Annotated in this window: 24 protein-coding genes, 1 tRNA gene and 1 pseudogene; 12 read left to right on the top strand and 14 right to left on the bottom strand. The window is 68.1% G+C overall.

The window, feature by feature from the left end; all coding sequences use genetic code 11:
* The first annotated feature begins 26 nt into the window (after positions 1-26).
* Entirely contained in the window at positions 27-2,312 is a 2,286-nt protein-coding gene (ppsA, locus tag RBB84_RS09085; protein ID WP_033097653.1) for a phosphoenolpyruvate synthase, read from the top strand.
* A gap of 37 nt (positions 2,313-2,349) precedes the next feature.
* On the opposite strand, the pseudogene RBB84_RS09080 reads toward ppsA, so the two are convergent.
* Positions 2,350-3,158, bottom strand: a pseudogene (locus RBB84_RS09080) (universal stress protein).
* Between the two features lie 237 nt (positions 3,159-3,395).
* Between RBB84_RS09080 and RBB84_RS09075 the strand changes: the two are divergent.
* Both RBB84_RS09075 and RBB84_RS09070 read left to right on the top strand, forming a co-directional pair.
* Positions 3,396-3,935, top strand: a complete 540-nt coding sequence (locus RBB84_RS09075) for a flavodoxin domain-containing protein (protein WP_082920942.1) — start codon at positions 3,396-3,398, stop codon at positions 3,933-3,935.
* Positions 3,936-4,127: 192 nt separating this feature from the next.
* A complete protein-coding gene (locus tag RBB84_RS09070; RefSeq protein WP_197481776.1) occupies positions 4,128-4,478 on the top strand; it encodes a hypothetical protein in 351 nt (116 codons plus the stop codon).
* A gap of 466 nt (positions 4,479-4,944) precedes the next feature.
* On the opposite strand, the gene RBB84_RS09065 is transcribed toward RBB84_RS09070, so the two are convergent.
* Entirely contained in the window at positions 4,945-5,517 is a 573-nt protein-coding gene (locus tag RBB84_RS09065) for a hypothetical protein (protein WP_006554022.1), read from the bottom strand.
* A gap of 137 nt (positions 5,518-5,654) precedes the next feature.
* On the opposite strand from RBB84_RS09065, the gene RBB84_RS09060 reads away from it, so the two are divergent.
* The gene (locus RBB84_RS09060; protein ID WP_052040090.1) at positions 5,655-6,527 is read left to right on the top strand and encodes a hypothetical protein; all 873 of its coding nucleotides are present in this window, start codon (positions 5,655-5,657) and stop codon (positions 6,525-6,527) included.
* 12 nt (positions 6,528-6,539) lie between these two features.
* Here RBB84_RS09060 and lexA read toward each other — a convergent pair whose 3' ends face one another.
* The 3 genes from lexA to RBB84_RS09045 form a co-directional block, all read right to left on the bottom strand.
* Complete coding sequence (lexA, locus tag RBB84_RS09055; RefSeq protein ID WP_033097654.1) at positions 6,540-7,202, bottom strand: transcriptional repressor LexA; 663 nt, start codon at positions 7,200-7,202, stop codon at positions 6,540-6,542.
* Positions 7,203-7,216: 14 nt separating this feature from the next.
* Positions 7,217-7,750: a hypothetical protein gene (locus RBB84_RS09050; protein WP_019289675.1), complete on the bottom strand. Its 534-nt coding sequence runs from the start codon at positions 7,748-7,750 to the stop codon at positions 7,217-7,219.
* A gap of 79 nt (positions 7,751-7,829) precedes the next feature.
* A tRNA-Leu gene (locus RBB84_RS09045) sits at positions 7,830-7,906 on the bottom strand.
* 107 nt (positions 7,907-8,013) lie between these two features.
* Between RBB84_RS09045 and RBB84_RS09040 the strand changes: the two genes are divergently transcribed.
* Together RBB84_RS09040 and RBB84_RS09035 are read left to right on the top strand one after the other, a co-directional pair.
* Entirely contained in the window at positions 8,014-8,628 is a 615-nt protein-coding gene (locus RBB84_RS09040) for an ANTAR domain-containing response regulator (protein WP_006554018.1), read from the top strand.
* Positions 8,629-8,813: 185 nt separating this feature from the next.
* Complete coding sequence (locus tag RBB84_RS09035; RefSeq protein WP_033097655.1) at positions 8,814-10,145, top strand: ABC transporter substrate-binding protein; 1,332 nt, start codon at positions 8,814-8,816, stop codon at positions 10,143-10,145.
* Between the two features lie 40 nt (positions 10,146-10,185).
* Here RBB84_RS09035 and RBB84_RS09030 read toward each other — a convergent pair whose 3' ends face one another.
* Genes RBB84_RS09030 through RBB84_RS09015 form a run of 4 tightly spaced genes read right to left on the bottom strand, consistent with a single transcriptional unit; the run spans position 10,186 to position 14,397 of the window.
* Positions 10,186-11,010 carry an ABC transporter ATP-binding protein gene (locus tag RBB84_RS09030; protein ID WP_033097656.1) on the bottom strand — a complete coding sequence of 275 codons (825 nt, stop codon included), beginning with the start codon at positions 11,008-11,010 and terminating at the stop codon, positions 10,186-10,188.
* Complete coding sequence (locus RBB84_RS09025; protein ID WP_033097657.1) at positions 11,007-12,041, bottom strand: ABC transporter ATP-binding protein; 1,035 nt, start codon at positions 12,039-12,041, stop codon at positions 11,007-11,009. Before RBB84_RS09025 ends, RBB84_RS09030 begins: the two co-directional genes overlap by 4 nt.
* Positions 12,034-13,023, bottom strand: coding sequence for a branched-chain amino acid ABC transporter permease (locus RBB84_RS09020; protein WP_006554014.1), 990 nt, complete (start codon positions 13,021-13,023; stop codon positions 12,034-12,036). Before RBB84_RS09020 ends, RBB84_RS09025 begins: the two co-directional genes overlap by 8 nt.
* A 3-nt stretch (positions 13,024-13,026) precedes the next feature.
* Positions 13,027-14,397, bottom strand: coding sequence for a branched-chain amino acid ABC transporter permease (locus RBB84_RS09015; protein ID WP_033097658.1), 1,371 nt, complete (start codon positions 14,395-14,397; stop codon positions 13,027-13,029).
* Between the two features lie 255 nt (positions 14,398-14,652).
* On the opposite strand from RBB84_RS09015, the gene polA reads away from it, so the two are divergent.
* Positions 14,653-17,376 carry a DNA polymerase I gene (gene polA, locus RBB84_RS09010; RefSeq protein ID WP_024101177.1) on the top strand — a complete coding sequence of 908 codons (2,724 nt, stop codon included), beginning with the start codon at positions 14,653-14,655 and terminating at the stop codon, positions 17,374-17,376.
* Positions 17,377-17,488: 112 nt separating this feature from the next.
* On the opposite strand, the gene trxA is transcribed toward polA, so the two are convergent.
* The 3 genes from trxA to RBB84_RS08995 all read right to left on the bottom strand — a co-directional run bounded on the left by trxA (position 17,489) and on the right by RBB84_RS08995 (position 19,783).
* Entirely contained in the window at positions 17,489-17,860 is a 372-nt protein-coding gene (trxA, locus tag RBB84_RS09005) for a thioredoxin (protein WP_006554011.1), read from the bottom strand.
* A gap of 163 nt (positions 17,861-18,023) precedes the next feature.
* Positions 18,024-19,031 carry a helix-turn-helix domain-containing protein gene (locus RBB84_RS09000; RefSeq protein ID WP_170318564.1) on the bottom strand — a complete coding sequence of 336 codons (1,008 nt, stop codon included), beginning with the start codon at positions 19,029-19,031 and terminating at the stop codon, positions 18,024-18,026.
* Between the two features lie 233 nt (positions 19,032-19,264).
* The gene (locus RBB84_RS08995) at positions 19,265-19,783 is read right to left on the bottom strand and encodes a 2'-5' RNA ligase family protein (RefSeq protein WP_033097659.1); all 519 of its coding nucleotides are present in this window, start codon (positions 19,781-19,783) and stop codon (positions 19,265-19,267) included.
* A 19-nt stretch (positions 19,784-19,802) separates the two neighbouring features.
* Here RBB84_RS08995 and RBB84_RS08990 point away from each other — a divergent pair, with 19 nt between their 5' ends.
* The 4 genes from RBB84_RS08990 to RBB84_RS08975 all read left to right on the top strand — a co-directional run bounded on the left by RBB84_RS08990 (position 19,803) and on the right by RBB84_RS08975 (position 23,637).
* Complete coding sequence (locus RBB84_RS08990; RefSeq protein WP_006554008.1) at positions 19,803-20,888, top strand: isocitrate/isopropylmalate family dehydrogenase; 1,086 nt, start codon at positions 19,803-19,805, stop codon at positions 20,886-20,888.
* Between the two features lie 108 nt (positions 20,889-20,996).
* On the top strand, positions 20,997-21,869 hold the full coding sequence (locus RBB84_RS08985; protein ID WP_170318567.1) for an ABC transporter substrate-binding protein: 873 nt from the start codon (positions 20,997-20,999) through the stop codon (positions 21,867-21,869).
* An 11-nt stretch (positions 21,870-21,880) separates the two neighbouring features.
* Entirely contained in the window at positions 21,881-22,867 is a 987-nt protein-coding gene (locus RBB84_RS08980; RefSeq protein WP_006554006.1) for an amino acid ABC transporter permease, read from the top strand.
* Positions 22,864-23,637 (top strand): amino acid ABC transporter ATP-binding protein, encoded by a 774-nt coding sequence (locus tag RBB84_RS08975; protein WP_019289663.1) that lies wholly within the window; start codon positions 22,864-22,866, stop codon positions 23,635-23,637. The genes RBB84_RS08980 and RBB84_RS08975 overlap by 4 nt, the downstream gene beginning before the upstream one ends.
* A 7-nt stretch (positions 23,638-23,644) precedes the next feature.
* Here RBB84_RS08975 and RBB84_RS08970 read toward each other — a convergent pair whose 3' ends face one another.
* The gene (locus RBB84_RS08970; RefSeq protein WP_006554004.1) at positions 23,645-24,553 is read right to left on the bottom strand and encodes a class I SAM-dependent methyltransferase; all 909 of its coding nucleotides are present in this window, start codon (positions 24,551-24,553) and stop codon (positions 23,645-23,647) included.
* Positions 24,554-24,772: 219 nt separating this feature from the next.
* Between RBB84_RS08970 and rpsA the strand changes: the two genes are divergently transcribed.
* The gene (gene rpsA / locus RBB84_RS08965; RefSeq protein ID WP_006554003.1) at positions 24,773-26,233 is read left to right on the top strand and encodes a 30S ribosomal protein S1; all 1,461 of its coding nucleotides are present in this window, start codon (positions 24,773-24,775) and stop codon (positions 26,231-26,233) included.
* 176 nt (positions 26,234-26,409) lie between these two features.
* Here the strand turns inward: rpsA and RBB84_RS08960 are convergent, their stop codons facing one another.
* On the bottom strand, positions 26,410-26,622 hold the full coding sequence (locus tag RBB84_RS08960) for a hypothetical protein (RefSeq protein WP_016934979.1): 213 nt from the start codon (positions 26,620-26,622) through the stop codon (positions 26,410-26,412).
* Positions 26,623-26,748 lie beyond the last annotated feature (126 nt).

The following is a 26,748-nucleotide window of genomic DNA, read 5'->3' as shown; positions in this document are numbered from 1 at the left end:
CGGGCGGGGAGTGTGGGGAGTCGTCGATGACCGAACACGAACTGTGGGTCCGACCGATCGCGGAGGTGGGCGCCGCCGACGCGCCGACCGTCGGTGGCAAGTCCGCGAACCTCGGAGAGCTCACCCGCGCAGGCTTTCCGGTACCGCCGGCGTTCGCCGTCACCACCGCCGCCTATCTCGACGCGATGGACGCAGCCGGCATCCGATCCCGGCTGGCCGCCGAGGCCGTGCCCGACCCCGATATCGACGACGCCACCCTCATCCGTACCTCCGCGGAACTCGCCGCCCTGGTGACGGGTTCGAGCGTCCCGGCCGGGATGCGCGCGGCGATCGTCTCCGCCTACGAGAGCCTCGGTCCCGACGCGCCGGTTGCAGTGCGGTCGTCGGCTCCCGCGGAGGACGCCTCCGACACATCGTTCGCCGGGATCCACGAGTCGTACACGAACGTCATCGGTCCGGACGCGGTGATCCGCGCGGTGCAGGCGTGCTGGGCCTCGTTGTGGTCCGAACGCGCCCGCACCTACCGAGGGTTGCGCGGGGTGACCGACGAGCCGTCCATCGCGGTGGTGGTCCAGGTGATGGTGAAGTCCGAATTGTCGGGCGTGGCCTTCACGGCCGACCCGCGCACGGGCGAACTCGATCGCATCGTCATCGAGGCAGCTCTCGGTCTCGGAGAGGTCGTCGTCGGCGGGCAGGTCGAACCCGACACCTATGTCGTCGCGAAGGACGGCCTCGAGGTGCTCGACGTGCGTCTCGGTCATCAGGAGTTCCGCATCACCTCCACCGACAGCGGGGACAGTCGCGTCGCCGTCGATCCCACGCGCCGCACCCGAGTGCTCGACGACGATCAGCTCGTGCGCGTCGCGCGCCTGGCCGCCGGAGTCGAAGAGCACTACGGGCGCCCCCAGGACCTCGAGTTCGCGTTCGCGGACGACGAATTGTGGATCGTGCAGACCCGCCCGATCACCACGCTCGATCAACCGGCGGCGCCCGCCCCGTCCGGAAACGGCGAGGCACGAGCGTTGCTGGCCGGTCTCGGTGCCGGCCCCGGGACGGCGACCGGCCGAGTGCGGGTGCTCCACGAACTGGTCGACGGGAAGAAGCTGAGCGACGGCGAGATCATCGTGGCGCCGATGACCAGACCCGACTGGTTGCCGATTCTGCGCCGCGCCGGCGGCATCGTCACCGACGGTGGTGGTATCACCTGCCACGCGGCCATCGTCGGACGCGAACTCGGCAAGCCCGTCGTGGTCGGTGCACGTACCGCCACCAAGGATCTGAAGGACGGGCAACTGATCACCGTCGACGGCAACGCCGGTGTGGTGTTCGACGGCGCAGTCCACACGGCGGAACGGCCCGTCGCGACGGTATCCGCGTCTGCGGCGTCGGCCGTAGCCGCCGAAACCGTTACGGCCACAGCGGTCTACGTCAATCTCGCGACTCCGGATGCCGCGGAGTCGGTCGCCGCGACCGATGTCGACGGCGTCGGTCTGCTCCGTGCCGAGTTCATGATCACCGAAGCACTCGCGGGCGAACACCCTTCGCACATGATCGCGCAGGGGCGCCGCGACGAGTACGTGGAGAAGATGGCGGGTGGCCTGGCGCGGATCGCGGCGGCATTCGCCCCGCGTCCGGTCGTATACCGTGCGATCGACTTGCGCAGCAACGAATTCGCCGATCTCGAGGGTGGGGAGGTCGAACCCCACGAAGAGAACCCGATGATCGGTTACCGCGGGTGCTTCCGGTACATCCGGGATCCGGAACTGTTCTCCTTGGATCTCGATGTGCTGCACCGGGTTCGGCGCACACACCCGAACGTGCATCTGATGATCCCGTTCGTGCGCACCCGCTGGGAGCTGCGGGACTGCCTCGCCCAACTCGACCGGCATCCGCTCGGTTCCGACCAGCGCATGCAGCGCTGGATCATGGCCGAGGTCCCGTCGGTCGTCTACTGGTTGCCGGAATACGCGAAGCTCGGCATCCACGGCGTGTCCATCGGAACCAACGACCTCACGCAGTTGATGCTCGGCGTGGACCGGGACTCGGAGGTGTGCAAGGACCTGTTCGACACCCTCGACCCCGCGGTGCTCGACGCGATCGACCACATCATCGAACGGGCCTCGGCCGCGGGACTGACGACGTCGTTGTGCGGTCAGGCCGTGTCGACGAGCACCGACCTCGCCGAGCATCTCGTGCGGCGCGGCATCACCTCCGTGTCGGTCGCGCCCGACGCCGCGGCGCAGACGAGACGGACGGTGGCGCGAGCGGAACAACGCATCCTGCTCGACCGCGCCCGGCGCGCCGGGGCATGACCGGCGGGGAACCGTCCTTCGTCAGGGGCGCCGCGCACTACGGGACGACCATCACGGGCCAGGTCACCGTGTACAGCAGCGCCCATGTGGTGGATCCCAGCATCAGGTTCGGGAACCCGCCTCGACCACGACGGCCGAGAACGAGCAACTGCGCATCGGCAGCGTGCGATGCCAGATAGTGGGAGGGCTGGTCCAGCACCACCACCGGGTGCACCCGCACGTCGGGGAACTCCTCGCCGTGCCCGGCGAGACTCTCGGACAACAGTGCCCGCTCCTTGTTCTCCACGCTGTCCCACTCGATCCGGAATCGGAACGGACCGCGCACATCGAGGTCGGACCACGCGTGGGCTGCCACCACGTCGGTGCCGCGCAGCGAGGCCTCCTCGAACGCGGCGGACACCGCGCACACTGTGCTCCGAACCGTCGACGCCGACGACCACCGGACGCGTGACCACCGCTCGGCTGACCGAACCGAATCGCTCCCAGCCGAACCGGTTGTCCCCGGCCCCGACCACGACCATCGACGCCGACTTCGATCGGTCCACCAGTTCGAGCGACGGAGAATCGGTGCACAGGTGGGTCTCGATGTCGAGCTCATCCTCGGGCACCGCGCGGCGCGCGTATCCGGGCGGCATCGAGGAGCATGTCGCGTCCCTCGGATCCCTCCTGCTCGAAGAATCCGGCGGGCATGCCGATCGGGACACCGAACGTGTTGCGGACCGACACGATGGTGACCAGCGACAACCGGAGCCGGCACCGTTCCGCCTCGCGAGCTGCCCAGACCACGGCCTGCAGGGACGCTCTCGATCCGTCCACTCCGGCGACGATGGGGTGGTGTGCTGTCATCACGATCACCTCGGTGCCTGTCCGAGCTGCGGGCACGGCCGTTTCGGGCCCTGCTTTTTCCGGGATCCTGCGGTTTCGGGACCCTGCCAGCACACGCTCGGACCGGTCGGTCGCACAAGAGTCGACGGTCCCGACCTGCCCGCAGGAAGTGACCGAAGACCCTCACGTGCCGTGCACGCCGCTTCTCACACTGGAGACTGCATCCGGCGCAATCACCCACTGCCGAAAGGCCCCGCCATGTCCGTCCTGATCGGCTACGCGACCGCTCGAGGGTCGACGCGGGGAATCGCCGAACGCATCGCTACGGGACTGGAAAGCCGCGGTGCCGTGGAACTGCGCGCGCTCGGCGATGTCGCGTCGGTACGAACGTACGAGGCGCTGATCGTCGGAAGTGCGATCCACAACGGGCAGTGGCTCCCCGAGGCTTCCGATGCGATCTATCGGCTGGGCACCGAATCGGAAGGGCGACCGGTGTGGGCGTTCTCCGTCTCGTCGATCGGAGCGACCAGCACGATTCTCTCGCCCCGGGTGGCGGCATATCTGCGACGGGTCACGCCGGAACCTCGGGCGGTGCAGAACCTCCGTTCGATCACCGATGTGCGTGATCACCGTTTCTTCGCCGGTGCCATCGCTTCGGGCGACTGGGCCGGAATCGGGCGGATCGTCTTCCGGCTGATGGGCGGACACTACGGCGATGCCCGGGACTGGGTCGACGTCGACGCGTGGACGGAGAGGATCCGGGAAGGCCTCATCGATATACCGCGTGATCAGGGCTGACCGGTGCCGGTCGGGCCGGCCGGGGGAGTGACGGAGACCTAGCCATTTCACCAGCCACAGCCACCGCGACAACGGTTCGTCGAGATCGCCGCGCAGATGCACCGGATAGGGCACCGCCGCCGGGTGCGAAGGTGCGGTGACCGGAGTGGCGCCGGTAGCGGGAGCGGACACCGGACTGGGCGGCGGAGGCCCGTGCCGACCGAGTCCGACCGCGCCGGCGAGCAGCAGAGGGACACCGACGGCGAGAAGAACCAGACCGAGGATCAGCAGGGCGAGCACGGCCGGTCCGAGCAGGTCGATGTGGATCCCGGCGCGCACGTCCACGCCGATCCCTGCGGATGCGTCGGCGTTCATCACCACCACGGTCCATGTGCCGTCGCGCAGATCCCATTCCACTTGCTGGGTGCCGGTCCCTTCCGCCGATGCGACCCAGAACTGTTGCGCGTAAGGAGCAGCCGGGGTGTCGCCCCCGGGAACGTCACGGTAGGTGACCTCGAACGGCTCGAACCGCAGATCGGTCACGACGGTGTGGGCGACCCCTGAGAGATAGGCCTCGACCTCCCCGACGGGAGCGATCCCGACGAACACCGCCGATGCGGGATCGAGTGCGGTGGCCTGCACCAGAAGCCGGCCGATGTCCTCACTGCGCAGACCCGTGGGGCTCTGATCGTCGGTGACGAGGTCGAGACGTTCGGAGACCAACGCGTGCGTCTGCGTCCGGAGGGTCCCCTCGGGACCGGTGATGAAACCGTCGGCGCGCTGGACGACGAAGAACCACCCCAGAATGAGCGCTCCGACCGCGGCAGCGCCTCCGAGGAGCACGAGGAGAATACCGACGACCAGCATGACCACTTTGCCGACGTTCATCGATCCGTCCTCCGCGCACCGTGACGATCACCGAGTCGCTACGGGAGGGTGTTCGTAGAACGATTGTGGCAGCTCGATCGGTCTTTCTCGGCGTCAATCGAGCATTACGGGGTATCGAGAACTTCCTCGGCCGATCGAGCGATCAGCGAAGGCCGAAGGACGGACTCTCCTCGCGCCGCCGCGCGACGATGTCGTCGAACGCGTCGATCAGCCCCTCGGGATACCAGCGGGGATTCGTGTCGGCGGTGGTGGCGACGAGCAGCAACTGGTGTTCGCGTGCGTCCACGGCTACCCGGGCGAGCCGGGTGCGCCCCTCGTCGTCGAGCGCCGCGACCGTGGCGGCGAGATCGGCGACGAGCAACACGCGCGGGGGGTCGACGACCGGCGAATCGAGTTCGGCGACCACGTCGGTGATCTGATCGGTGGTGGTGGCCCAGCAACACGGCCCCGTGGGGAGCGAGGCGGAGCCACCGAGCCAGCGATGACGACGGTGCGGATCGATGACCACCAGGTCGTGGGTGCCGCCGGTCAGTGTCGTCATCGCGATCAGGTCGAGCGACACGCTGGGCGACGAGCGGCGCTCGTCGCGTCGGATCAGCAGGTGCCGTCCGGCGGACAGATCCCACGAGACGGGCGTGCCGTCGTTGTCGCGCCCGAACGGGATCGTCGTCCGGCACGCGATCACCCGGGAGCCCGGTCCGCGAGCGGGGCGCACCGGGACAGACGATCGACACGGTCGACGAGTGGGCGGAGTGGCGGGCATCGACATGGTGGATCCGTTTCGTGTCGCTGGTTCCGGAGCGATCCTCGGACGACCGAACTGTAGAGGCGGGCACCGACAGGAACGGCCGCGTGCAGGTCGCGGCCGTCACTGCTCGTCCGCTTCGGGGTAACCGCCCGATTGCGACAGCCCTCGCCGTAGCCGCCCTCACCGCCCTCGGCGGTCACATCGCCTCCGCAGCGCCCGCGCCGATCGTGGACGACACCGGCGCGATCCCTGCTCCCAGCAGTACCCAGATCTCGTTCGCGCACACCCCGACCGGTCTGCGCGCCGGCACTGCGAACGAGCACGAGTCCCGCGCCGACGTGTCGATCGTCAAGATGTATCCGGCCGAGTACGTTCTCACCTACGTCGATCCTGCGGATCACGCCGACGCGACGGAGATGATCCGGTCGTCGAACGACGCGATCGCGGACCGCCTGCACGCGGAATACCCCCAGGCGATCTCGTCGACCGCGGCGGAGTTCGGGCTCACCGACACCCACGTGCCCGGCTACTGGGGTGTGGGCACCACGTCGACGCACGACATGGTCACCTATCGCGAGACGAAGAAGCGCACTGATCCCGGTTCGCCGGTGCTCGCCGCGATGGCCACGGCCTACGACACCGCGGTCGACGGATATCCGCAGGACTACGGCACGGCGCTGATCGCCGGAGTGATCGGCACGAAGCGGGGTTGGAGCGACGACCGCTCGTTCCACGCCTCCGCCTCGTTCGGTCCCGATTTCTCGGTCGCGGCGTCGACCTACGGATCGGCAGGGACGCTCTCGGAGCACGTCCTCGGCGCGTTCACCGAAAGGGTCCCACCCGGACCGGAGACCGGTCCTTCTCTGCAGGATTGCCCGCCGCTGTGCCGGCTCGCCGACGATCCGCTTCTCGGGCCGCCCGCGCAGGATCTCCTCGACGGGTTGCCGCCGGTCGTCACCGATCCGATCTGCGGCTGATCCCGGTAGGCATCAGATGCGGCGCATAACGGACACGACGGTGCCCAGCACCACCGCCTCGTCGCCGTCGAGGACGGGATAGGCGGAATTCCGGGGTTCGAGGTGGACGTGGCCGCCTCGGCGCCGGTACACCTTGACCGTCGCCTCGCCGTCGATCATCGCCGCGACGATCTGACCGGAGTGGGCCTCGTGCTGCCGCCGAACCACCACTGTGTCGCCGTCGCAGATCGCCGCGTCGACCATCGAGTCGCCTCGCACGCGAAGCGCGAAGACCGTGCCGGAGCCGACCAGATCGCGGGGGAGGGTGAGCAGGTCGTCGGTGTGCTCCTCGGCGAGAATCGGTGCGCCCGCGGCGATGTCGCCGACGACCGGCACGGTCACGGTGTCGTCGGATGCGCGTTCACCGCCGGACGAGCCGAGGAAGGGGCGCACGTCGAGCTGGCGTGCCACAGCGGTGCCGCGGCGGAGGAAACCCTTGTCCGCGAGGCTCTTCAGATGCTTCGAGACCGTCGACGTCGACCGCAGACCCACCGAATCGGCGATCTGCCGGGTGCTCGGCGACGATCCCTGCGCAACGATCCAGTCGCGGATCGCGGCCAGGATCTGCTGCTGGCGCAGCGGCAGGGACGCGGGGTCGAGGCCCCCGAACATGTCGAACTCGTCGAAACCGGTCACCCGGAGAATCGTAGCTACGCGGTCTCCGCCAGGTCCGGGGGAGTACCTGCGGAGGAGCTCTGCCCGTTCTGCAGCTGTTCCATGGCCCGTCGCTCCCGCAGCGCCCGGATGAGCTGCCGCTCCTGCAACTCCGCCGGATCGGCGGACAGGCCGGGAATCGAGAATCCGACCAGGGCACCTGCCAGCAGCGCGAGCGCCACCCGCGCCGAGTCGCCCTCCCGGATGCCCAGGACGAGTTCCACGAACACGAGCGCTCCGACGGCGACGAACACCACTGCGATCAGGGCCAGGATCCGGCGGATCCTGGGCTTCGGACGCGATCCCGGCGCCAACGGCATCGACTGGGCCGCGAGCTGCCACAACCGGGCATCGACGCTCTCCCGCAGGGGGCGCTTCCGGAACTCGTCGCCGAGTCCGTTGTAGATGGCCAGATCGGCTGCGATCCGGGTCCGGAGGTTTCGACGGGACAGCTCGCGCGACAGACGTGCGGCCGCCCACGACACCACCCCGGTGACGAGTGCAACGACGACGGGAACCCAGATACTCACGCCGGAACATTACGACAGCGGAGCCGGAATCGGCGGGATGCGGAAAGCGTGCTCCGGCCGTGTAGCGCGAACCGAAAAGTGGTGCCCCCGGTGAGACTCGAACTCACACTGGACGGGTTTTGAATCCGTTTCCTCTGCCAATTGGGATACGGGGGCGTTGCGGACACCACTGTAGAGGATCGGGCGAAGCGGGCGCGCACCGGTACCCTTCTTACGTTCCACCCTGCACCGGGGACCGCCAGTACCGAGGGGAAGGCCCGACCATGACCTCCGCGCCGCACGACAGCACACCAACTCCTCGTCGGGTCGTCGTAGCGGAAGACGAGGCCCTGATCAGGCTCGATCTCGTCGAAATGCTGCGCGAGGAGGGCTACGAGGTGGTCGGTGAGGCCGGCGACGGACAGCGTGCCGTCGAACTCGCCGAGGAACTCCGGCCCGACCTGGTGATCATGGACGTCAAGATGCCGCGCCGCGACGGCATCGACGCCGCCTCGGAGATCGCACAGCGGCGCATCGCCCCTGTGGTCATTCTCACAGCCTTCAGTCAGCGCGAGCTCGTCGAACGCGCCCGCGACGCAGGCGCCATGGCGTATCTCGTCAAGCCGTTCTCGAAGAGCGATCTCGTGCCCGCCATCGAGGTGGCCGTCAGCCGCTTCTCCGAGCTGCGCGAGCTCGAGCGCGAGGTGCAAGGGCTCAACGAGCGATTCGAGACCCGCAAGCTCGTCGACCGGGCCAAGGGACTGCTCATGGAGAAGCATGCGATGACCGAACCGGAGGCGTTCCGCTGGATCCAGCGCGCCGCGATGGACCGCCGTACCACCATGAAGCAGGTCGCGGTGGTCGTCCTCGAGACCCTCGGAAGCGACACCGCCGGCTAGCCGCGCGAACCGGTTTCGAGTGCTCACGGCGCCCGACGCGTTACCGCCACATCAAATCTCCGCCCCGCAGATAACGGTCGTATCACAAGGATTTCGGCCGGGTTCGCGGGGTGCTTCCGACCGCTATGTTTCGACCACATCCGGAATCCGCCGGATGCGGTGTCAGGCGTTCGAAGGAGAGTTGAATGGCAAGACGGACTCTGGTCCGCGCCGTAGCGGTACTCGGTGCTGCGACGCTCGCCCTCACCGGGTGTGGTTCGGACAGCGACGATTCGGCATCCGGTACGTCGGCCGGTGACGAGGGGGCGGCGGCCGCGACGACCGTCGAGACCGACTGCGAACCACAGCAGGCCACAGCAGGGGCGACTCCCGCCACGGGACCGCTGAAGATCGGCACGATTCTCCCCGAGACCGGCAGTCTCGCCTTCCTCGGACCGCCCGAGGTCGCTGCCGTCCGGCTCGCCGTCGACGACATCAACGCCGCGGGCGGTGTTCTCGACCAGCCGGTCGAACTGTTCCCGGGCGATTCCGGGGACACGACGACCGACACCGCGAACACCACCGTCGACCGGCATCTCGCCAACGGCACCCAGGTGATCGTCGGCGCCGCCTCGTCGTCGGTCTCGCTCAAGGTGATCGACAAGATCGTCAGTGCCGGCGTGGTGCAGTTCTCGCCGGCGAACACCTCCGACCAGTTCGTCTGCTACGCCGACCGCGGGTTGTACTTCCGCACCGCCCCGACCGACGTGCTCCAGGCGCAGGCGCTCGCGCAGCTGATCGCCGAGGACGGGGCGCAGCGCGTGTCGATCCTGGCGCTGAACGATCCGTACGGCACCGGCCTCGCCGAGAACACCGTGACCAATCTCGTCGACGCCGGTATCCCGGAGGACCAGATCCAGAAGATCATCTACGACCCCAACGCGCAGTCGTTCAACGCGGAGGTCGACCAGGTGGCCAACTTCGCACCGGATGCTGTGGCACTCATCGGCTTCGAGGAGTCGGCGAAGATCATCACCCGCATGCACGAGGTGGGCATCGGCCCGTCCGACGGCATGGCGGTCTTCGGTGTCGACGGCAACATGGGGAACGCGCTGGGCGAGAACGTCGCCGAAGGACTGCTCGACGGCATGGCCGGCACCACGCCGCTGACCGACACCGGCGAGGAGTTCCAGCAGCGACTGCTCGGCGTCGATCCGGGCCTGATCGACTTCAACTACGCCGGAGAGTCCTACGACGCCGTGATCGTCTCGGCGCTGGCCGCGGAACAGGCAGGGTCGACCGCGGGGGTGGACATCGCCGCGAACATCAACTCGGTGACCCGCGACGGGGAGAAGTGCACCAGCTACCAGCAGTGCCTCGACCTGCTCCGTGCGGATCAGGACCTCGACTACGACGGTGCCACCGGTGAACTCACCTTCGTGGATGCGGGCGAACCCGGCGTGGGCTCGTACGGCCGACTCGTGTTCGGTCCCGACAACACCCTGACCACCGAGGACTACATCGTGGTGGGTGAGTGACCCGCCGGTCGTGAGCGAAGGGGTGATCGCCGGTAGGCGGTCACCCCTTCCGCTTCTCCCGGCTGCCGGCGAGAGTGCCGAGATACAGTTCGACGACCTTCGGGTCGTGCATGAGATTGCTGCCGGTGTCGGTGTACGCGTTGCGGCCCTGGTCGAGAACGTATCCGCGATCGCAGATCTGCAGGCAGCGACGCGCGTTCTGCTCGACCATGATGATCGACACCCCCGCCGCGTTGATCTTCTTGCAGCGGATGAAGACCTCGTCCTGGAACATCGGCGACAGTCCCGCCGACGGCTCGTCGAGGAGCAGCACCGACGGCTCCATCATCAGCGCGCGGCCCATCGCGACCATCTGCCGCTCACCACCGGAGAGCGCTCCCGCCTTGACCTTCCGGCGCTCGGACAGCAACGGGAACAACGACGCCACCCGCTCGAACTGCTTCTCGAAGTCCTTCGGACGCAGATAGATCCCCATCTCGAGGTTCTCCTCGATGGTCAGTGAGGGAAACACGTTCTGCGTCTGCGGCACGTAGCCGATCCCCTTGCGCACCAGGATGTGTGCGGGCGCCGAGGTGATCTCGTCCCCGCCGAGCGTGACGGTGCCGCTGCGGATGGGGATGAGGCCGAACAACGCCTTGAGCAGGGTCGACTTGCCGGCTCCGTTCGGGCCGATGATGCCCACGATCTCACCGTCGCGCAGGTAGAAGTTGCAACCGCGCAGAATATCGACCCCGGGGAAGTAACCGGCCACGAGATCGTCGGCGCGCAGGAGAGCTATGGTCGCCAGGCGCGCATGTTCCTCCGGGGTCGCGGCACGTTCCGCCGGCGTCGTCCCGGTGAGTGCAGGAGTGATGTTGTCGCTCAAGGCTTCTCCAGGGTCGTGGCCGTCGCGTCGGTCGACGCCGAATCGGGATCGGACAGGTCGCCTCCGGCCTCGAGGGTCTGCGCTTCCGCGTCCGCGAGGGCGTCGGCGAGTTCGGCGGTCGCGCCCACGGGATTGCCCTCGTCGTCGAATTCGAGTGCCTGGTCGTGGTGACTGCCGAGATAGGCGTCGACCACGGCCGGATCGGACGACAGGGCGTCCGGCGGTGCCTCCGCGATCACCGAACCCTGCGCCATCACCACGACCCAGTCGGAGATGTCGCGGATGACGTCCATGTCGTGCTCGACGAATACCACGGTCGTCCCGTCGTCGCGCAGGGTCTTGATGTGTCCCAGCAGATTCTGCGTGAGCGCCGGATTGACGCCGGCCATCGGCTCGTCGAGCATGACGACGGTCGGTTCGGTCATCAGCGCACGGGCCATCTCGAGCAGTTTGCGTTGACCGCCGGACAGTGAACCGGCGAAGTCGTCGGCCTTCGCGGCCAGACCGAAACGGTCGAGCAGTTCGTATGCGCGCGCGGTGATCTCGCGTTCCTGGCGGCGCCACGTCCACGGTAGCAGTGCACCGGCCATGCGCTCGCCGGTCTGGTGCCGGGCGCCGAGGCGGACGTTGTCGAGGACCGTCATCTTCGACAGCGCCTTGGTGAGCTGGAAGGTGCGCACGATCCCGCGCCGCGCCACCTGATGGGGATGGAGCCGGCCGAGCGGGACGCCGTCCATCGCCCAGGTGCCGGTGTCGGGCCGGTCGAAGCCCGTGAGGAGATTGAAGAGGGTGGTCTTGCCGGCGCCGTTCGGGCCGATCAGGCCGGTGATGCACGAGCGCTGGATCTCGAGGTGGGCCACGTCCACGGCCTTGAGCCCTCCGAATGTGCGGCACAGATCGTCGACGACGAGGATCGGGTCGGGTTTGGCGGCGCCGGGGGCGCGGTCGACGCCGGCGAACAGTGCGGCGCGTTCGTCCGCGCCGAGGACCGTGCGCGGTGGTGTCGGGTCGGGTCGGATCGTGTCAGGCATCGAGTTGCACCTTCCGCTTGCTTCCCAGGATGCCTTGTGGCCTGAAGACCATCATCACCGCGATGAGGATGCCGAGCAGCACGTACCGCATCGCGCCGACCTGTTGTTCGGTGAGCGGGAGCAGCGGGTCGGGTCCGGCGATCGCCTGACGCAGGAAGGCATCCGGGAGGGTGAGCAGGAACCAGAACACCATGGCGCCGAGCACCGGTCCGAAGACCGTTCCCGCACCCCCGAGGATCAGCGCGCCGAACGCGAAGAAGGTCTGCGCGGTCGAGTAGAAGTCGGGGTTGATCGACTTGGTCTGCAGAGCGTTGAAGACGCCGCCGAGACCGCCGATCATGCCGCCGAGTACCAGGGCCTGCATCTTGTAGGCGAAGACGTTCTTGCCGAGCGCGCGGGCAGCGTCCTCGTCCTCACGCACCGCCTCGAGGACCCGCCCCCACGGACTGTGGGAGAGGAGGTAGACCAGCCCGCACAGCAACAGCACGAGGGTCCAGCCGACGACCATCGCCCACAGGTCGTCGCCGTAGAACCGCATACCGAGCAGGTTGTACTGGCGACTCGAATCGAACGGGCTCAGGGACGTGAACGGGTCGGCGAAACCCCACAGGCCGCGGGTCGATCCGGTCACCGAGTCGGACGCGGTCGAGCGGAACATCAGCCGCAGGATCTCCGCCGCGGCGATCGTCGCGATGGCGAGATAGTCGGCCCGCAACCGCAGGGTGGGGATGCCGAGTACGAGCGCGAGCAGACCTGCCAGTGCGAGACCGACGAGGATGCCCACCCACAACGGCTGGTCGTAGGTGACGGTCATGATGCCCACGCCGTAACCGCCCAGGAGGGCGAAACCGATCTGCCCGAAGTTCAGCAGCCCTGCATAGCCGTAGTGCAGGTTCAGGCCGATCGCGAGCAGTGCGTAGAAGATCGCCGACGGGCCGATGAGCTGGGCGAAGGAAACCTGGAGTACCGACACGATATCCATGGGTCAACCGATCCTTGTCCGACTGCCGAGGATGCCCTGGGGGCGGATGACCAGGATGACGATGAGTACGAGCAGACCGCCGATGTACTTCAGGTCCGGGTTGATCACGAGGGTGGACAACTGGACCAGCAGTCCCACCACGACGCAGCCGACCAGTGCACCGTAGGCGGTGCCGAGGCCGCCGAGGATGATGCCGGCGAACATCAGCAGGAGCAGCTTGAAGCCCATCTCCCACTGCACGCGCCCGCCGAGTTCCGACAGGCCGAACAGCACCCCGCCGAGCGCGGCGAGCCCGCCACCGAGACCCCACACGAAGCGGATGACGTGTTCGACGTCGATCCCCGACGATGCCGCGAGGTCGCGGTTGTCGGCCACCGCGCGCATCGCCTTGCCGATCCGGGTGCGCTGCAGCAGCAGGGCGACCCCGACGAGCACCACCAGGCTGATCACGATGCACGCGAGGTTGCCCGGGGTGATCGCGATCGGCCCCCACACCAGTTGCTGCTGTGCCTGGTAGTCGTCGAACGGCTGGGTGCGGTCGGAGTAGAAGGCCAGGATGAGATAGCGCAACGAGATCGCGAGGCCGATCGACACCACCAGCTGGGCGATCAGGCCCGTGTGGCGGCGCCGGAGCGGAGCCCAGATGAGTGCGTTGTTGAGCAGGCCGATGATGACGCCGACGATCACCGCCAGGATCGTGGCCGGTATCAGCTGGACACCGAGGGTGACATTGAAGATCCACGCCGCGACCGCCCCGAGGGTGACCAGCTCGCCGTGGGCGAAGTTCGTCAGGCCGGTCGTGCCGAAGATCAGACTCAGGCCCACTCCGGCGATCGCGATGACCAAACCGAAACGCAGACCGTCGACGATCGTGCGCACCAGCGTCTCGCCCCACGCGACCGTCGAACCGCTACGCGCCTCCCCGAACGAGAAAATCACCGTGTTCGCCCGTCCCGGAGCGACATCGCGGGTCACCGAGGTCTGGACGGTGACGTCGTCGGGCAGGCTCTCGGTGTCGACCTCGAAGACGTACGTGCCCGGCGGAACGGTGAGTTCCCAGCGCCCACCGTCGGCGGACTCCGTCTCGGTGACCACCTCGCCGCTCTCGGTGGTCGCACGGACGACGACACCGTCGAGTCGTTCGCCGGCATTGTTGAGCGTTCCGCGGACGGTCACCCCCTCCGCGGATTCCTCGTCGGGTGCGGCCGGTGCCGTGTTCGCGGGCGGTGAGGGTGGGTCCGGCGGATCCTGGGCGGAGGAGAGGCCGGCGCCGACGAGGACGAACAGGACACTCGCGAGCGTGACGAGTGCGGCGCGGACCGATCGGTGGAGGGTCGAGGTCGGTCGTCGCCGACATCCCGAGGTAGGGGCCACGCAGGTCCTCCCGGTGGGTGCGCTGTCATCGAGCGCGGCACTGCGCCCGGGGCATCATCGTCAACCTCGATGACGCCGGACTACGGTGTCGTGACAGGGGACTCTAGCGGCTGGATCGCACGTCCACGGGAAAAATTGGATCACCCGGACGTTTCGGTCTCGTTTCTTCGGACAACGAGTGTTCGCACATACCGGAGAGGTGCTGGTCGGGCGGTGTGGCCGACGCTGTCGTCCTCGGTCCCTAGACTGGCACGCGTGACCCGTGCATCCACTTCCGCGACGTCCACCGCGGCCACCGACGACCGCCCGACCCTGCTGCTCCTCGACGGCCATTCCCTCGCGTTCCGCGCGTTCTACGCGCTGCCCGCCGAGAACTTCAAGACCCACAGCGGGCAGACCACGAACGCGGTCTACGGGTTCACCTCCATGCTCATCAACCTGCTGCGCGACGAGCAGCCCACGCACGTCGCGGCGGCATTCGACGTCAGCCGCAAGACCTTCCGTGCCGAACTGTTCGCCGCCTACAAGGCCCAGCGCAGCGCCGCACCCGACGACTTCAAGGGGCAGATCGACCTCACCAAGGACGTCCTCGGCGCGATGGGGATCCCGGTGATGGCGATCGAGGGCTACGAGGCCGACGACATCATCGCCACGCTCGCGACGCAGGCGCACGCCCAGGGCTTCCGGGTGCTCGTGGTGACCGGCGACCGCGACGCGCTCCAACTCGTCAACGGCGACATCACGGTGCTGTATCCGCGGCGCGGCGTCTCCGACCTGACGCGCTTCACCCCCGACGCGGTGGAGGAGAAGTACGGACTCACCCCCCAGCAGTATCCGGACTTCGCGGCGCTGCGCGGCGACCCGAGCGACAACCTGCCCGGCATCCCCGGCGTGGGCGAGAAGACCGCCGCGAAATGGATCCGCGAGTACGGAAGCCTGAGCGGACTCGTCGACCGCGTCGACGAGGTGCGCGGCAAGACCGGCGACGCGCTGCGCGAGAACCTGTCCAACGTGTTGCTCAACCGCCAGCTCACCGAGATGGTGCGCGACGTGGCCGTGCCGTACACCCCCGAACAACTCGCCCTCGCCCCGTGGGACCGCGACCGCATCCACCGCCTGTTCGACGACCTCGAGTTCAAGGTGCTGCGCGACCGGCTGTTCGAGACGCTCTCGTCGGCCGAGCCCGAGGCCGAGGAGGGCTTCGAGGTGCGCGGCGGGATCGTCGAGCCGGGTGCCCTCGGCGACTGGCTCGCCGAGCACGCCCCGGCGGGTCGACGTCATGGGCTCGCCGTGGTGGGCACCGGCACTCCCTACGGAGGCGACGCGACCGCGATCGCCGTCGCCGGGGCCGACGGTGAGGGCGCCTATGTGAGCACGGTGGCGCTCACGCCCGAGGACGAGAACGCCCTCGCCGCATGGCTCGCGAACCCCGCAGTGGAGAAGGCCGTGCACGAGGCGAAGTTCGCCATCCACGCGCTGCGCGGACGCGGCTGGACGCTCGCCGGCATCACCAGCGACACCGCGCTCGCCGCCTATCTGGTGCGGCCCGGCCAGCGCTCGTTCAAGCTCGACGACCTGTCGCTGCGCTACCTCAAGCGTGAGCTGCGAGTGGAAGACACCGGCGCGCAACAACTCTCGTTGCTCGACGACGAAGACGCCGCCGACGCGCAAGCGGCCGAGGCGCAGATCCTCGCGGCGCGCGCCGTCGTCGACCTCGCCGCGGCCCTCGACACCGAACTCGGCGAGATTGAATCGGTGCGCCTGCTCACCGAGATGGAACTGCCCCTGCTCGAGGTCCTCGCAGAACTCGAGGCCACCGGCATCGCCGTCGACTCGGCGCACCTGCACGACCTGCAGTCCGAATTCGCGGCCCAGGTCGCCGCCGCCGCGAACGCCGCCTACGAGGTGATCGGCAAGCAGATCAACCTCGGCTCGCCGAAACAGTTGCAGGTGGTGCTGTTCGACGAGCTCGAGATGCCGAAGACGAAGAAGACCAAGACCGGCTACACCACCGACGCGGATGCCTTGCAGAACCTGTTCGACAAGACGGGCCATCCCTTCCTCGAACACCTGCTCGCGCACCGTGAGCACACCAAGATGAAGACCACCGTCGACGGACTCATCAAGTCCATCGCCGACGACGGTCGCATCCACACCACCTTCAACCAGACCGTCGCGGCGACGGGCCGGCTCTCGTCGACCGAGCCGAACCTGCAGAACATTCCGGTGCGGACCGAGGCCGGTCGCCGGATCCGCGACGGTTTCGTGGTGGGCGACGGATTCGACGTGCTGCTCACCGCCGACTACAGCCAGATCGAGATGCGCATCATGGCGCACCTGTCGGCCGACGAGGGGCTCATCGAGGCATTCCGTACGGGCGAGGACCTGCACACCTTCGTGGCGTCGCGGGCGTTCGGGCTGCCGCTCGAGGAGGTCACCCCGGAGCTGCGTCGCCGCGTCAAGGCGATGTCCTACGGTCTCGCCTACGGGTTGAGCGCCTACGGTCTCGCCCAGCAGCTGAAGATCTCCACCGACGAGGCCCGCGAGCAGATGGAGGCCTACTTCACCCGCTTCGGCGGCGTGCGCGACTACCTCTACAACGTGGTCGAGGAGGCCCGCAAGGTCGGCTACACGTCCACCCTCTACGGCCGCCGCCGGTACCTGCCCGACCTCAACAGCGACAACCGGCAGCGCCGGGAGATCGCCGAGCGCGCCGCGCTCAACGCCCCCATCCAGGGCACGGCCGCCGACATCATCAAGGTCGCGATGATCGACGTGCAGAAGGCGCTCAGCGAGGCCGGACTGCGGTCGCGGATGCTGCTGCAGGTGCACGACGAACTCGTGCTCGAAGTGGTCGAAGCCGAGCGCGAACAGGTCGAGGCGCTCGTGCGCGACAAGATGGACTCCGTCATCGAATTGTCGGTGCCGCTCGAGGTCTCGGTCGGTTACGGCCGCAGCTGGGACGCCGCGGCGCACTGAGTCGCGGGGACACCGAGTCGCAGGGACACCGGCCGCAGGTACACACACCGTACGTACGACGGCGCCCGCCCCCGGATCACCGGGGACGGGCGCGGTCGACGCGACGAGTGGGTCAGCTCTGCTCGGCGCGAGCCTCCGCGATCTGCTTGCGCACATCGTCCATGTCGAGGTTCTTGACCTGCGAGACGAGATCCTCGAGAGCGGCGGGCGGAAGAGCACCGGCCTGGTTGTAGACGAGGATGCCTTCGCGGAACGCCATGATCGTGGGGATCGAGCGGATGTTCGCCGCCGCCGCGATGGCCTGCTCGGCCTCGGTGTCGACCTTCGCGTGCACGACGTCGGGATGCTTGTCCGACGATGCCTCGAAGGTGGGCGCGAACTGCTTGCAGGGGCCGCACCAGTCGGCCCAGAAGTCCACGAGCACGATGTCATTGCTCGTGACGACCTCGTCGAAGTCCTGCTGGGTGAGAGCCTTGGTTGCCACGGAAATCCTTTCGGTCGGGCGTGTCGACGGGTCCAACATCCGGCCGCCGCTGTTTCTTCCCGTTCGTTCCCGCCGTCACGCGTCGTGACGGGGTTCCTTCCGCCACGCTACGTGACGTGTCCGATCCGGGGGTGTCGTCGGGAGGTGCCGATCGAGGGACGCGTCACACGCCGACCGGTTCGACGGACCGCCGGAAGGTCCGTCGGTAGGCCTGCGGAGTGGTCTGGCGCAGGCGCAGGAAATGCTGGCGCAGCACCGCAGCGGTGCCGAAACCGACGCGGTCGGCCACCACGTCGATCGGAAGGTCGGTCTCCTCGAGCAGGCGCTGCGCGGCCAGGACCCGCTGATCGCGGAGCCAGCGCGCGGGCGTGACCCCAACCTCGGCGACGAACCGCCGCGCGAAGGTCCGCGCCGACATGTGCGCCTTCTGCGCCAGTGCGGCCACCGGGAGTTCCCGGTCGAGGTGCTCGCTCATCCAGTCGAGCAACGGCGCGAGCGACTCGTCCTTGCATTCGGGCAGTGGCATCGCGACGTACTGGGCCTGCCCACCGTCGCGGTGCGGTGGCACCACCATGCGCCGGGCGATCGTGTTGGCGACCTGGGCTCCCTGGGCGGAGCGGACGATGTGCAGGCACAGGTCGATGCCGGCCGCGGTGCCTGCGGCGGTGAGGACCGGATGGTCGTCGACGTAGAGCACGTCCCGGTCGACCTGCGCCGTCGGATAGGTCCGGGCGAGACGGTCGGCGTGCATCCAGTGGGTCGTGCAGCGACGCCTGTCGAGCAACCCGGCCGCACCGAGGATGAACGCCCCGGTGCACATGCTCGCCACGCGCGCGCCGCGGTCGACGGCGGCCCGCAGTTTCGCGAACAACGGTTCGAGGCGCCCGTCGTCGAGCGCGATGCCGTCGCTGTTCACCGCTGGCAGGAGAATCAGGTCGGCGTCGTCGAGGAGATCGAGCCTGTGAGGCACCTCGATGGTGTAGCCGAAGCGGGTGCGCACCGGATCGGAGGTCGCGGCGACGAGGTGGAAGTCGTAGGTCGGCAGGCCGTCGTCGGAGCGGTCGAAGCCGAACACCTCGCACGCCACGCCGAGTTCGAAGGTCTCGACGTAGGGGAGGACGGGGACGACCACCTTCTCGAGCCGGCCGGTGGTTCCAGGTGTTCCGGACACGCAACCCAGTGTGACACCGTGGTGGCAGAAAAACGATGTTCTCCGACGGCTCTGCCACTGTCGGGTGGGACCCCGGCGCGGCAGGCTCGAAGCATGATCCTGCTGGTCCTCGTACTTCTGGCGGTCTTTCTCCTCCTCGACGTGCTGGCCCTCACCGGACGCACGCCCGACACCCATATGGAAGTGACGCAGTTCGGCGACTACCGTTTCTGAACGGCGCACCGTCCCGCTGCTCAGGTGAGCAGCCACTCCCGCTTGGCCTCGCCGTCCCAGCGCCGCACTCCTGCACTCGATCCGGTCAGCTGCCGCTCCGGCGTCTGCGCCGCCAGGACCGCGGTACCGATGCGCGCGGCCGGCACCCGCCGTGCGAGGGTGACGTGCGGCGTCCACTCGCCCGGCCGGATGTGTGCGGGGATGCCGGGGCATTCCGAGAGCACCTCGAACACCCGCGCCTGGAGTTCGAGCAGTTCGATCGACGGCACGACCGTGCGGGCGAGCGTCGCGTACCGGCCACCGAAGATCACCACGCCACCGAGCCGGAGGGTGATCCGCCGGACCGTGATGGTGGCCCGCAGCGCGTCCTCGAGTTCGTCCGGCAGGGCATGGGCGACGAACAGCGTCACGTGCGGACGGTTGGATTCGGAACGGACGCGTCCCTGACTGTGCAGGCCGGCGTCGAGCAGCCGGGTCCACTCGTCGCGCACCGCCGTGTCGAGCGGGGCGTCGAGGAGGAGTTCCACCGACTGGACCACGGTAGGCAATGATGACCGGGTGACCGACGACACCGCAACGCTTCAGACCCATCGCATCGGACTTCTCGAGGGGGACGGCATCGGTCCCGAGATCGTGCCGGCGACCCGCAGGATCGTCGACACCGCCGTCGCGGCAGCCGGGGTCGCGGTCGACTGGGTGCCGCTGCCCGTCGGTGCCTCCGCGATCGAGACGCACGGCAGCCCGCTGCCGCAGGTCACCCTCGACACCCTCGCCGAGCTCGACGCGTGGATCCTCGGCCCGCACGACAGCGCCTCGTACCCACCCGAGTTCCGGGGTCAGCTCACTCCGGGCGGTCGGATCCGCAAGCACTTCGACCTGTACGCGAACATCCGGCCGGCGTGCGCACTGCCGGGAGCGGCGTCGGTGTCACCGAAGATGGATCTCGTGGTCGTCCGGGAGAACACCGAGGGTTTCTACGCCGACCGGAACATGGCCGTCGGCAGCGGCGAGTTCATGCCCACACCCGACATCGCACTCGCGGTCGGAGTGATCACCCGCGCCGCCTGTGAACGCATCGCGCACACCGCCTTCGACCTCGCGTCGCGTCGCCGCAAGCGCGTGACCATCGTGCACAAGGCCAACGTGCTCGCCAGCACGACCGGCCTGTTCCGGGACGTGTGCCAGGAAGTGGGTCGTCTCTACCCGAGCGTCACTGTCGACGACCAGCACGTCGACGCGATGGCCGCGCTGCTCGTCCGCCGCGGCGCCGAGTTCGACGTGATCGTGACGGAGAACATGTTCGGCGACATCCTGTCCGACCTCGCCGCCGAACTGTCCGGCTCGCTCGGTACCGCGGCGTCGATCAACGCGTCGCGCACCAAGGCCATGGCCCAGGCCGCGCACGGCGCCGCACCCGACATCGCCGGGCAGGGCCGCGCCAACCCGATCGCGCTGATCCTCTCCGCCGCCATGCTTCTCGACCGTGTCGGTGCACGCGCGGACATCGAATTCTCCGCGGCCGCCCGCGCCATCGAGGACGCCGTGCGCGCGACCGTCGCGGCGGGTGTCGCGACCGCCGACCTCGGTGGCACCGCGTCGACGGACGAGTTCACCGCCGCCGTCATCGCCCGCCTCGAAGCCTGAGCTTCGGGTTTGCATTCGGACCCCTCCCTGGTTGGATACTGTGCGACTGTGAATCGAGCAGTGCACACCCGCCGCGTGACCTCGTGGGGGCGTCGTCATGTCCGGACCCTGAGCAGGCTGGCGGCGGGAGCGGCGGTGCTTGCCTTCGCGACCGGGTGCGTGGTGAACAGCGAATCGACCGTGCCGCCCGGCGACCGAGTCACCGTCGAGAAGGTCGACGCCATCGCGAGGCAGTTGCCGCCCGACATCGCCGACGGCGGCACCCTCGAGGTCGGGGTGAACGTCCCGTACGCCCCCAACGAGTTCAAGGACGACGACGGCACCATCGTCGGCTTCGGCGTCGAACTCGTCCACGCCCTCGGCGACGTCCTCGGACTCGAGGCGGTGCTCAACGAAGCCGACTTCGACCGGATCATCCCGGCCGTCCAGGCGGGCACCTTCGAGATGGGCTCGTCGTCGTTCACCGACACGAAGGAACGCGAGGAATCGGTCGACTTCGTCACCTACTACAGCGCCGGAGTGCAGTGGGCGCAGCGCACCGGCGAATCCGTCGACCCCGACAACGCGTGCGGACTGCGGGTGGCGGTACAGACCACCACCATCGAGGACCTTGAGGAGGTCCCCGCGAAGAGCGAGGAATGCGTCGCCCGCGGGCTGCCGCCCATCGACAAGGTCAAGTACGACAGCCAGGACGAGGCTGCCAATGCCCTCATCCTCGGCCGGGTGGACGCACTGTCCGCCGACTCGCCGGTCACGGCGTACGTCATCGCCCGCAGCGAGGAACGACTCGAACCGGCCGGTGAGGTCTTCGACGCCGCGCCCTACGGATTCGTCGTCGCGAAGGGGTCGCCGTTCGGTCCCGTACTGCAGCAGGCAGTGCAGTACCTCATCGATTCCGGTGCGTACGACGAGATCACCGCGCGCTGGGGCATGGAGGACGGCGCGATCACCGCCTCGCAGATCAACGGCGCGACGAGCTGAGAAAGGGAACCATGAGCGAGTCCACGTCCGCGAGATCCGCGGAACCGCGACCGGACGACCCGGAGCCGATACGCGCAGTACCCCTGCGACATCCCGGACGATGGATCTCCGGCGCGATCGTCCTGATCGCACTCGGGTTGTTCGCCTGGGGAGCGGCCACCAACGAGGCCTACCGCTGGGACATCTACGCCCGGTACCTGTTCGACGCCCGCATCACCGCAGCCGCGTGGAAGACCGTGCAGCTGACGGTGCTCGCCATGGCCATCGCCGTCGTCCTCGGCGTGGTGCTCGCGGTGATGCGTCTGTCCCCGAATCCCGTGCTGCGTTCCGTCGCGTGGCTGTACCTGTGGGTCTTCCGCGGTACCCCGGTGTACGTCCAACTCGTGCTGTGGGGACTGTTCCCGTCGATCTACAAGCAGATCGACCTCGGGATCCCGTTCGTCCACCAGTTCGTCCACATCGACGTGCAGGGTCTGAACGCGGCGTTCCTGTTCGCCGTCATCGGCCTGGCACTCAACGAGGCGGCCTACATGGCGGAGATCGTGCGCGCCGGCATCACCTCCGTGCCCGAGGGGCAGCTGGAGGCGTCCACGGCGCTCGGCATGTCGTGGTCGCAGACCATCCGCCGCACCGTCCTGCCGCAGGCGATGCGGGTCATCATCCCGCCGACCGGCAACGAGCTGATCAGCATGCTCAAGACCACCTCGCTGGTCGCCGCCGTGCCCTACAGCCTCGAGCTGTACGGCCGTGCCCGCGACATCTCGGGTGCGAACTTCCAGCCGATCCCGCTGCTGCTCGTCGCCGCGACCTGGTACCTGGCGATCACCAGCCTGCTCATGATCGGCCAGTACTACCTCGAGCGGCACTACTCGAAGGGCCTGAGCCGGCAGCTCACGGCCCGTCAGCTGCAGGCACTCGCCGACGCACAGAACGTACCGGTCGCCGAGGCCGGCAAGCCGACGCCGAAGCCCGGCGCACCGGGGGAGGAACACATATGACGTCCGTCGAGACGCCGATGGTGCGGGCCGACCGGGTCTGCAAGAGTTTCGGCGCCGTCAAGGTGCTCAAGGGCATCTCGCTCGAGGTGGGGCGCGGCCAGGTGACCTGCCTGATCGGTCCGTCCGGATCCGGCAAGTCGACCTTCCTGCGGTGCATCAACCACCTCGAACGCGTCGACGCCGGTCGCCTGTACGTCGACGGCGATCTCGTCGGTTACGCCGAACGGGGTTCGAAACTGTACGAACTGCACCCGCGGGCCGCCGCGAAGCAGCGCCGCGACATCGGCATGGTGTTCCAGCACTTCAACCTGTTCCCGCACCGCACCGTGCTCGAGAACATCATCGAGGCGCCGATCCTCGTGAAGAAGCTCAAGCGTGACGAGGCGGTGGAGAAGGCCCGGGACCTGCTCGCGCGGGTCGGGCTGGCCGACAAGGTCGACGCCTATCCCGCGCAGCTCTCGGGCGGCCAGCAGCAGCGCGTCGCGATCGCCCGCGCGCTCGCCATGGATCCCAAGCTCATGCTGTTCGACGAGCCCACCTCGGCCCTCGACCCCGAACTCGTCGGCGAGGTGCTCGCGGTGATGCGCGATCTCGCCGACGGCGGCATGACGATGGTCGTCGTCACGCACGAGATGGGCTTCGCGCGGGAGGTCGCCGATCAGCTCGTGTTCATGGACAGCGGCGTGGTCGTCGAGGCCGGTGATCCCCGCCAGGTGCTGGCCGACCCGAAGGAGAGCCGGACCCGGGAGTTCCTGTCCCGGCTGCTGTGAGTCGGGATCAGGTGGGTTTGCGGCTGCAGAAGATGGCGGTGCCCGGGAAGATCGAACCGCGCAGCGGGCTCCACTGTCCCCACTCGCGGTCGAGATGCTCGGGCCACTCGGGTTCGACGATGTCGTAGACCTCGAGGCCGGCGGCGACGAGTTCGCGCACCCGGTCGCCCACGGTGCGGTGGTGCTCGGCGTAGGTCGCCCGGCCCGTCGCGTCCACCTCGACGTAGGGGGTCCGGTCGAAATACGGGAACATCGCGACCAGGCCCTGTTCGCCCGGATCGTCGGGGAAGATCCACCGCATCGGGTGGTTCACGGAGAACACCCACCGTCCGCCGGGTCGCAGCACCCGCGCCACTTCGCGCATCACCCGGGCGGAATCGGCGACGAAGGGCACCGCGCCGAACGCCGAGCACACGATGTCGAAGCTTCCGTCGGCGAACGGCAGGTTCTCGGCGCCGGCCTGTACGAGCGGAACCGTCGGGCCGGAACCGGTCATCGCCGCGCGTCCGCGCTGCAGCATCCCCATGGAGATGTCCAGCCCGACCGCCCGGGCACCCTGCCCGGCGATCCAGCGGGCGCACGGCGCCGAACCGCACCCGAGTTCGAGGACGTCGCGTCCGGCAACCGGGCCGAGCAACTGCACATCGCCCTCGTGCAGGCCCTCCGGGCACCACACGAACTCCCCGGCGGCCGAGTCCACGCCCAGGAACTCGCCGTGCGTGCGGTGGTAGTCGTCGGTGTCGGCGTCCCACCAGACCCGGTTCGCGCGTTCGCTCTCGAGGGAGCCGAGGCGGGTCCGGGTGGGTCGGGTCTCGCCGAGGATCGTCTCGGCGTCCGCGTGCCGCGCGGCCTCGTCGTCGGTTCCCTCCGGGACGCCCGAAAGGTCTGGAAAAGGGGGGTTCGCGGAGCCCGGCATGGGTGTGAGCCTATCGGGTGCGGGGGAGCGGTCCCGATATCGGTTTGCCCGGGTCCCCTCGAAGCGCGTAGCCTGGTGATCGCGAGTGTCCGCAGTTCGGCCCCAGGCTCGAACGAGGAACTCGCCGTGACTCGCACATCGCCGTATCGCAGTGGGTGTTTCACGTGCCCGACCGAATTTGACCAACCGACTATCAACCCGTCCGGAGCAACTCAACACATGGCCTCCACCACCGTCACCTCGCCGCAGGTAGCCGTCAACGACATCGGCTCCGCCGAGGATTTCCTCGCCGCCATCGACGCCACGATCAAGTACTTCAACGATGGCGACATCGTCGAGGGCACCATCGTCAAGGTCGATCGCGACGAGGTGCTGCTCGACATCGGTTACAAGACCGAAGGCGTCATCCCGTCCCGCGAGCTCTCCATCAAGCACGATGTCGACCCCAACGAGGTCGTGTCGGTGGGCGATGAGGTCGAGGCTCTTGTTCTCACCAAGGAGGACAAGGAAGGCCGTCTGATCCTGTCCAAGAAGCGTGCTCAGTACGAGCGCGCCTGGGGCACGATCGAGGAGCTCAAGGAGAAGGACGAGGCCGTCAAGGGCACCGTCATCGAGGTCGTCAAGGGCGGCCTGATCCTCGACATCGGCCTGCGTGGCTTCCTGCCCGCGTCGCTCGTCGAGATGCGACGCGTCCGCGACCTCCAGCCTTACGTCGGCAAGGAGATCGAGGCCAAGATCATCGAGCTCGACAAGAACCGCAACAACGTGGTCCTGTCGCGCCGCGCATGGCTCGAGCAGACCCAGTCCGAGGTTCGCAGCGAGTTCCTGCACCAGCTCCAGAAGGGCCAGGTCCGCAAGGGCGTCGTGTCCTCCATCGTCAATTTCGGCGCCTTCGTCGATCTCGGCGGTGTCGACGGCCTCGTGCACGTCTCCGAGCTGTCCTGGAAGCACATCGATCACCCGTCCGAGGTCGTCGAGGTCGGCACCGAGGTCACCGTCGAGGTTCTCGACGTCGATCTCGACCGCGAGCGCGTCTCCCTGTCGCTCAAGGCGACGCAGGAAGATCCGTGGCGTCAGTTCGCCCGCACCCACGCGATCGGTCAGATCGTGCCGGGTAAGGTCACCAAGCTCGTTCCGTTCGGCGCGTTCGTCCGCGTCGAGGAGGGCATCGAGGGCCTCGTCCACATCTCCGAGCTGGCCGAGCGCCACGTCGAGGTCCCGGACCAGGTCGTTGCTGTCGGCGACGACGCGATGGTCAAGGTCATCGACATCGACCTCGAGCGTCGTCGTATCTCGCTGTCGCTGAAGCAGGCGAACGAGGACTACACGGCCGAGTTCGACCCGTCGAAGTACGGCATGGCCGACAGCTACGACGAGCAGGGCAACTACATCTTCCCCGAGGGCTTCGATCCCGAGACCAACGAATGGCTCGAGGGCTACGAGAAGCAGCGTGAGGAGTGGGAGTCCCGCTACGCGGAGGCCGAGCGTCGCCATAAGATGCACACCGCTCAGATCGAGAAGATGGCTGCCGACGAGGCCGCCGAGGCTGCGGCCGGCGTGTCCGGTAGCAACTACTCCTCCGAGTCGGGTGCCGAGGCGGCTCCGGAGACCACCGGTGGATCGCTCGCGAGCGACGCCCAGCTCGCCGCTCTGCGCGAGAAGCTGTCGGGTAACGCCTGATACAGCGCTTCGACGGACGACCCCGCACTGTTCGGTGCGGGGTCGTCCGCGTTCCGGGGGGTCATTGTTGCTGTGGCACAAGGGCTCCCGGGCCGCAACGGGACCGGCCCCCTTCCGAATCGGAGGGGGCCGGTCTTCGTGTGTCGTCGATAGCAGGTGCTCAACTCACGGCGAGCTCATCCCACGGCGGGAGTGGCCCACTGCGCGGGTAGGGCCGTCGCTCGCTTGCGCATCGCGGCGTGGCTGTGGCGCGCGTTCGTCAGCAGCGCGGTGAACCAGTTCCGCCGGTGCTCGGCGAGGGCGGCAGCGACCTCGGGGATGAGGATGCAGTGAACACCGTTTTCCATGCCGAGGCGATGCCGACCTGTGGTTGAGGTGGAGGATCGCATGGCCTGCCTTCTCGAATGCTCCGGACGAGCCGGGACGGATGCTTCGCAACGACGATATCGGACAGTCGGTCGAATTCTCCGCATTTACCCCAGGTAGAAGGGGGTGTGTCCAGTTTCCGAGCGGCG

The organism is Rhodococcus sp. D-6 (assembly GCF_040256695.1).
GTDB lineage: Bacteria > Actinomycetota > Actinomycetes > Mycobacteriales > Mycobacteriaceae > Rhodococcus > Rhodococcus pyridinivorans.
This window is presented reverse-complemented; position numbering and strand designations above follow the sequence as displayed.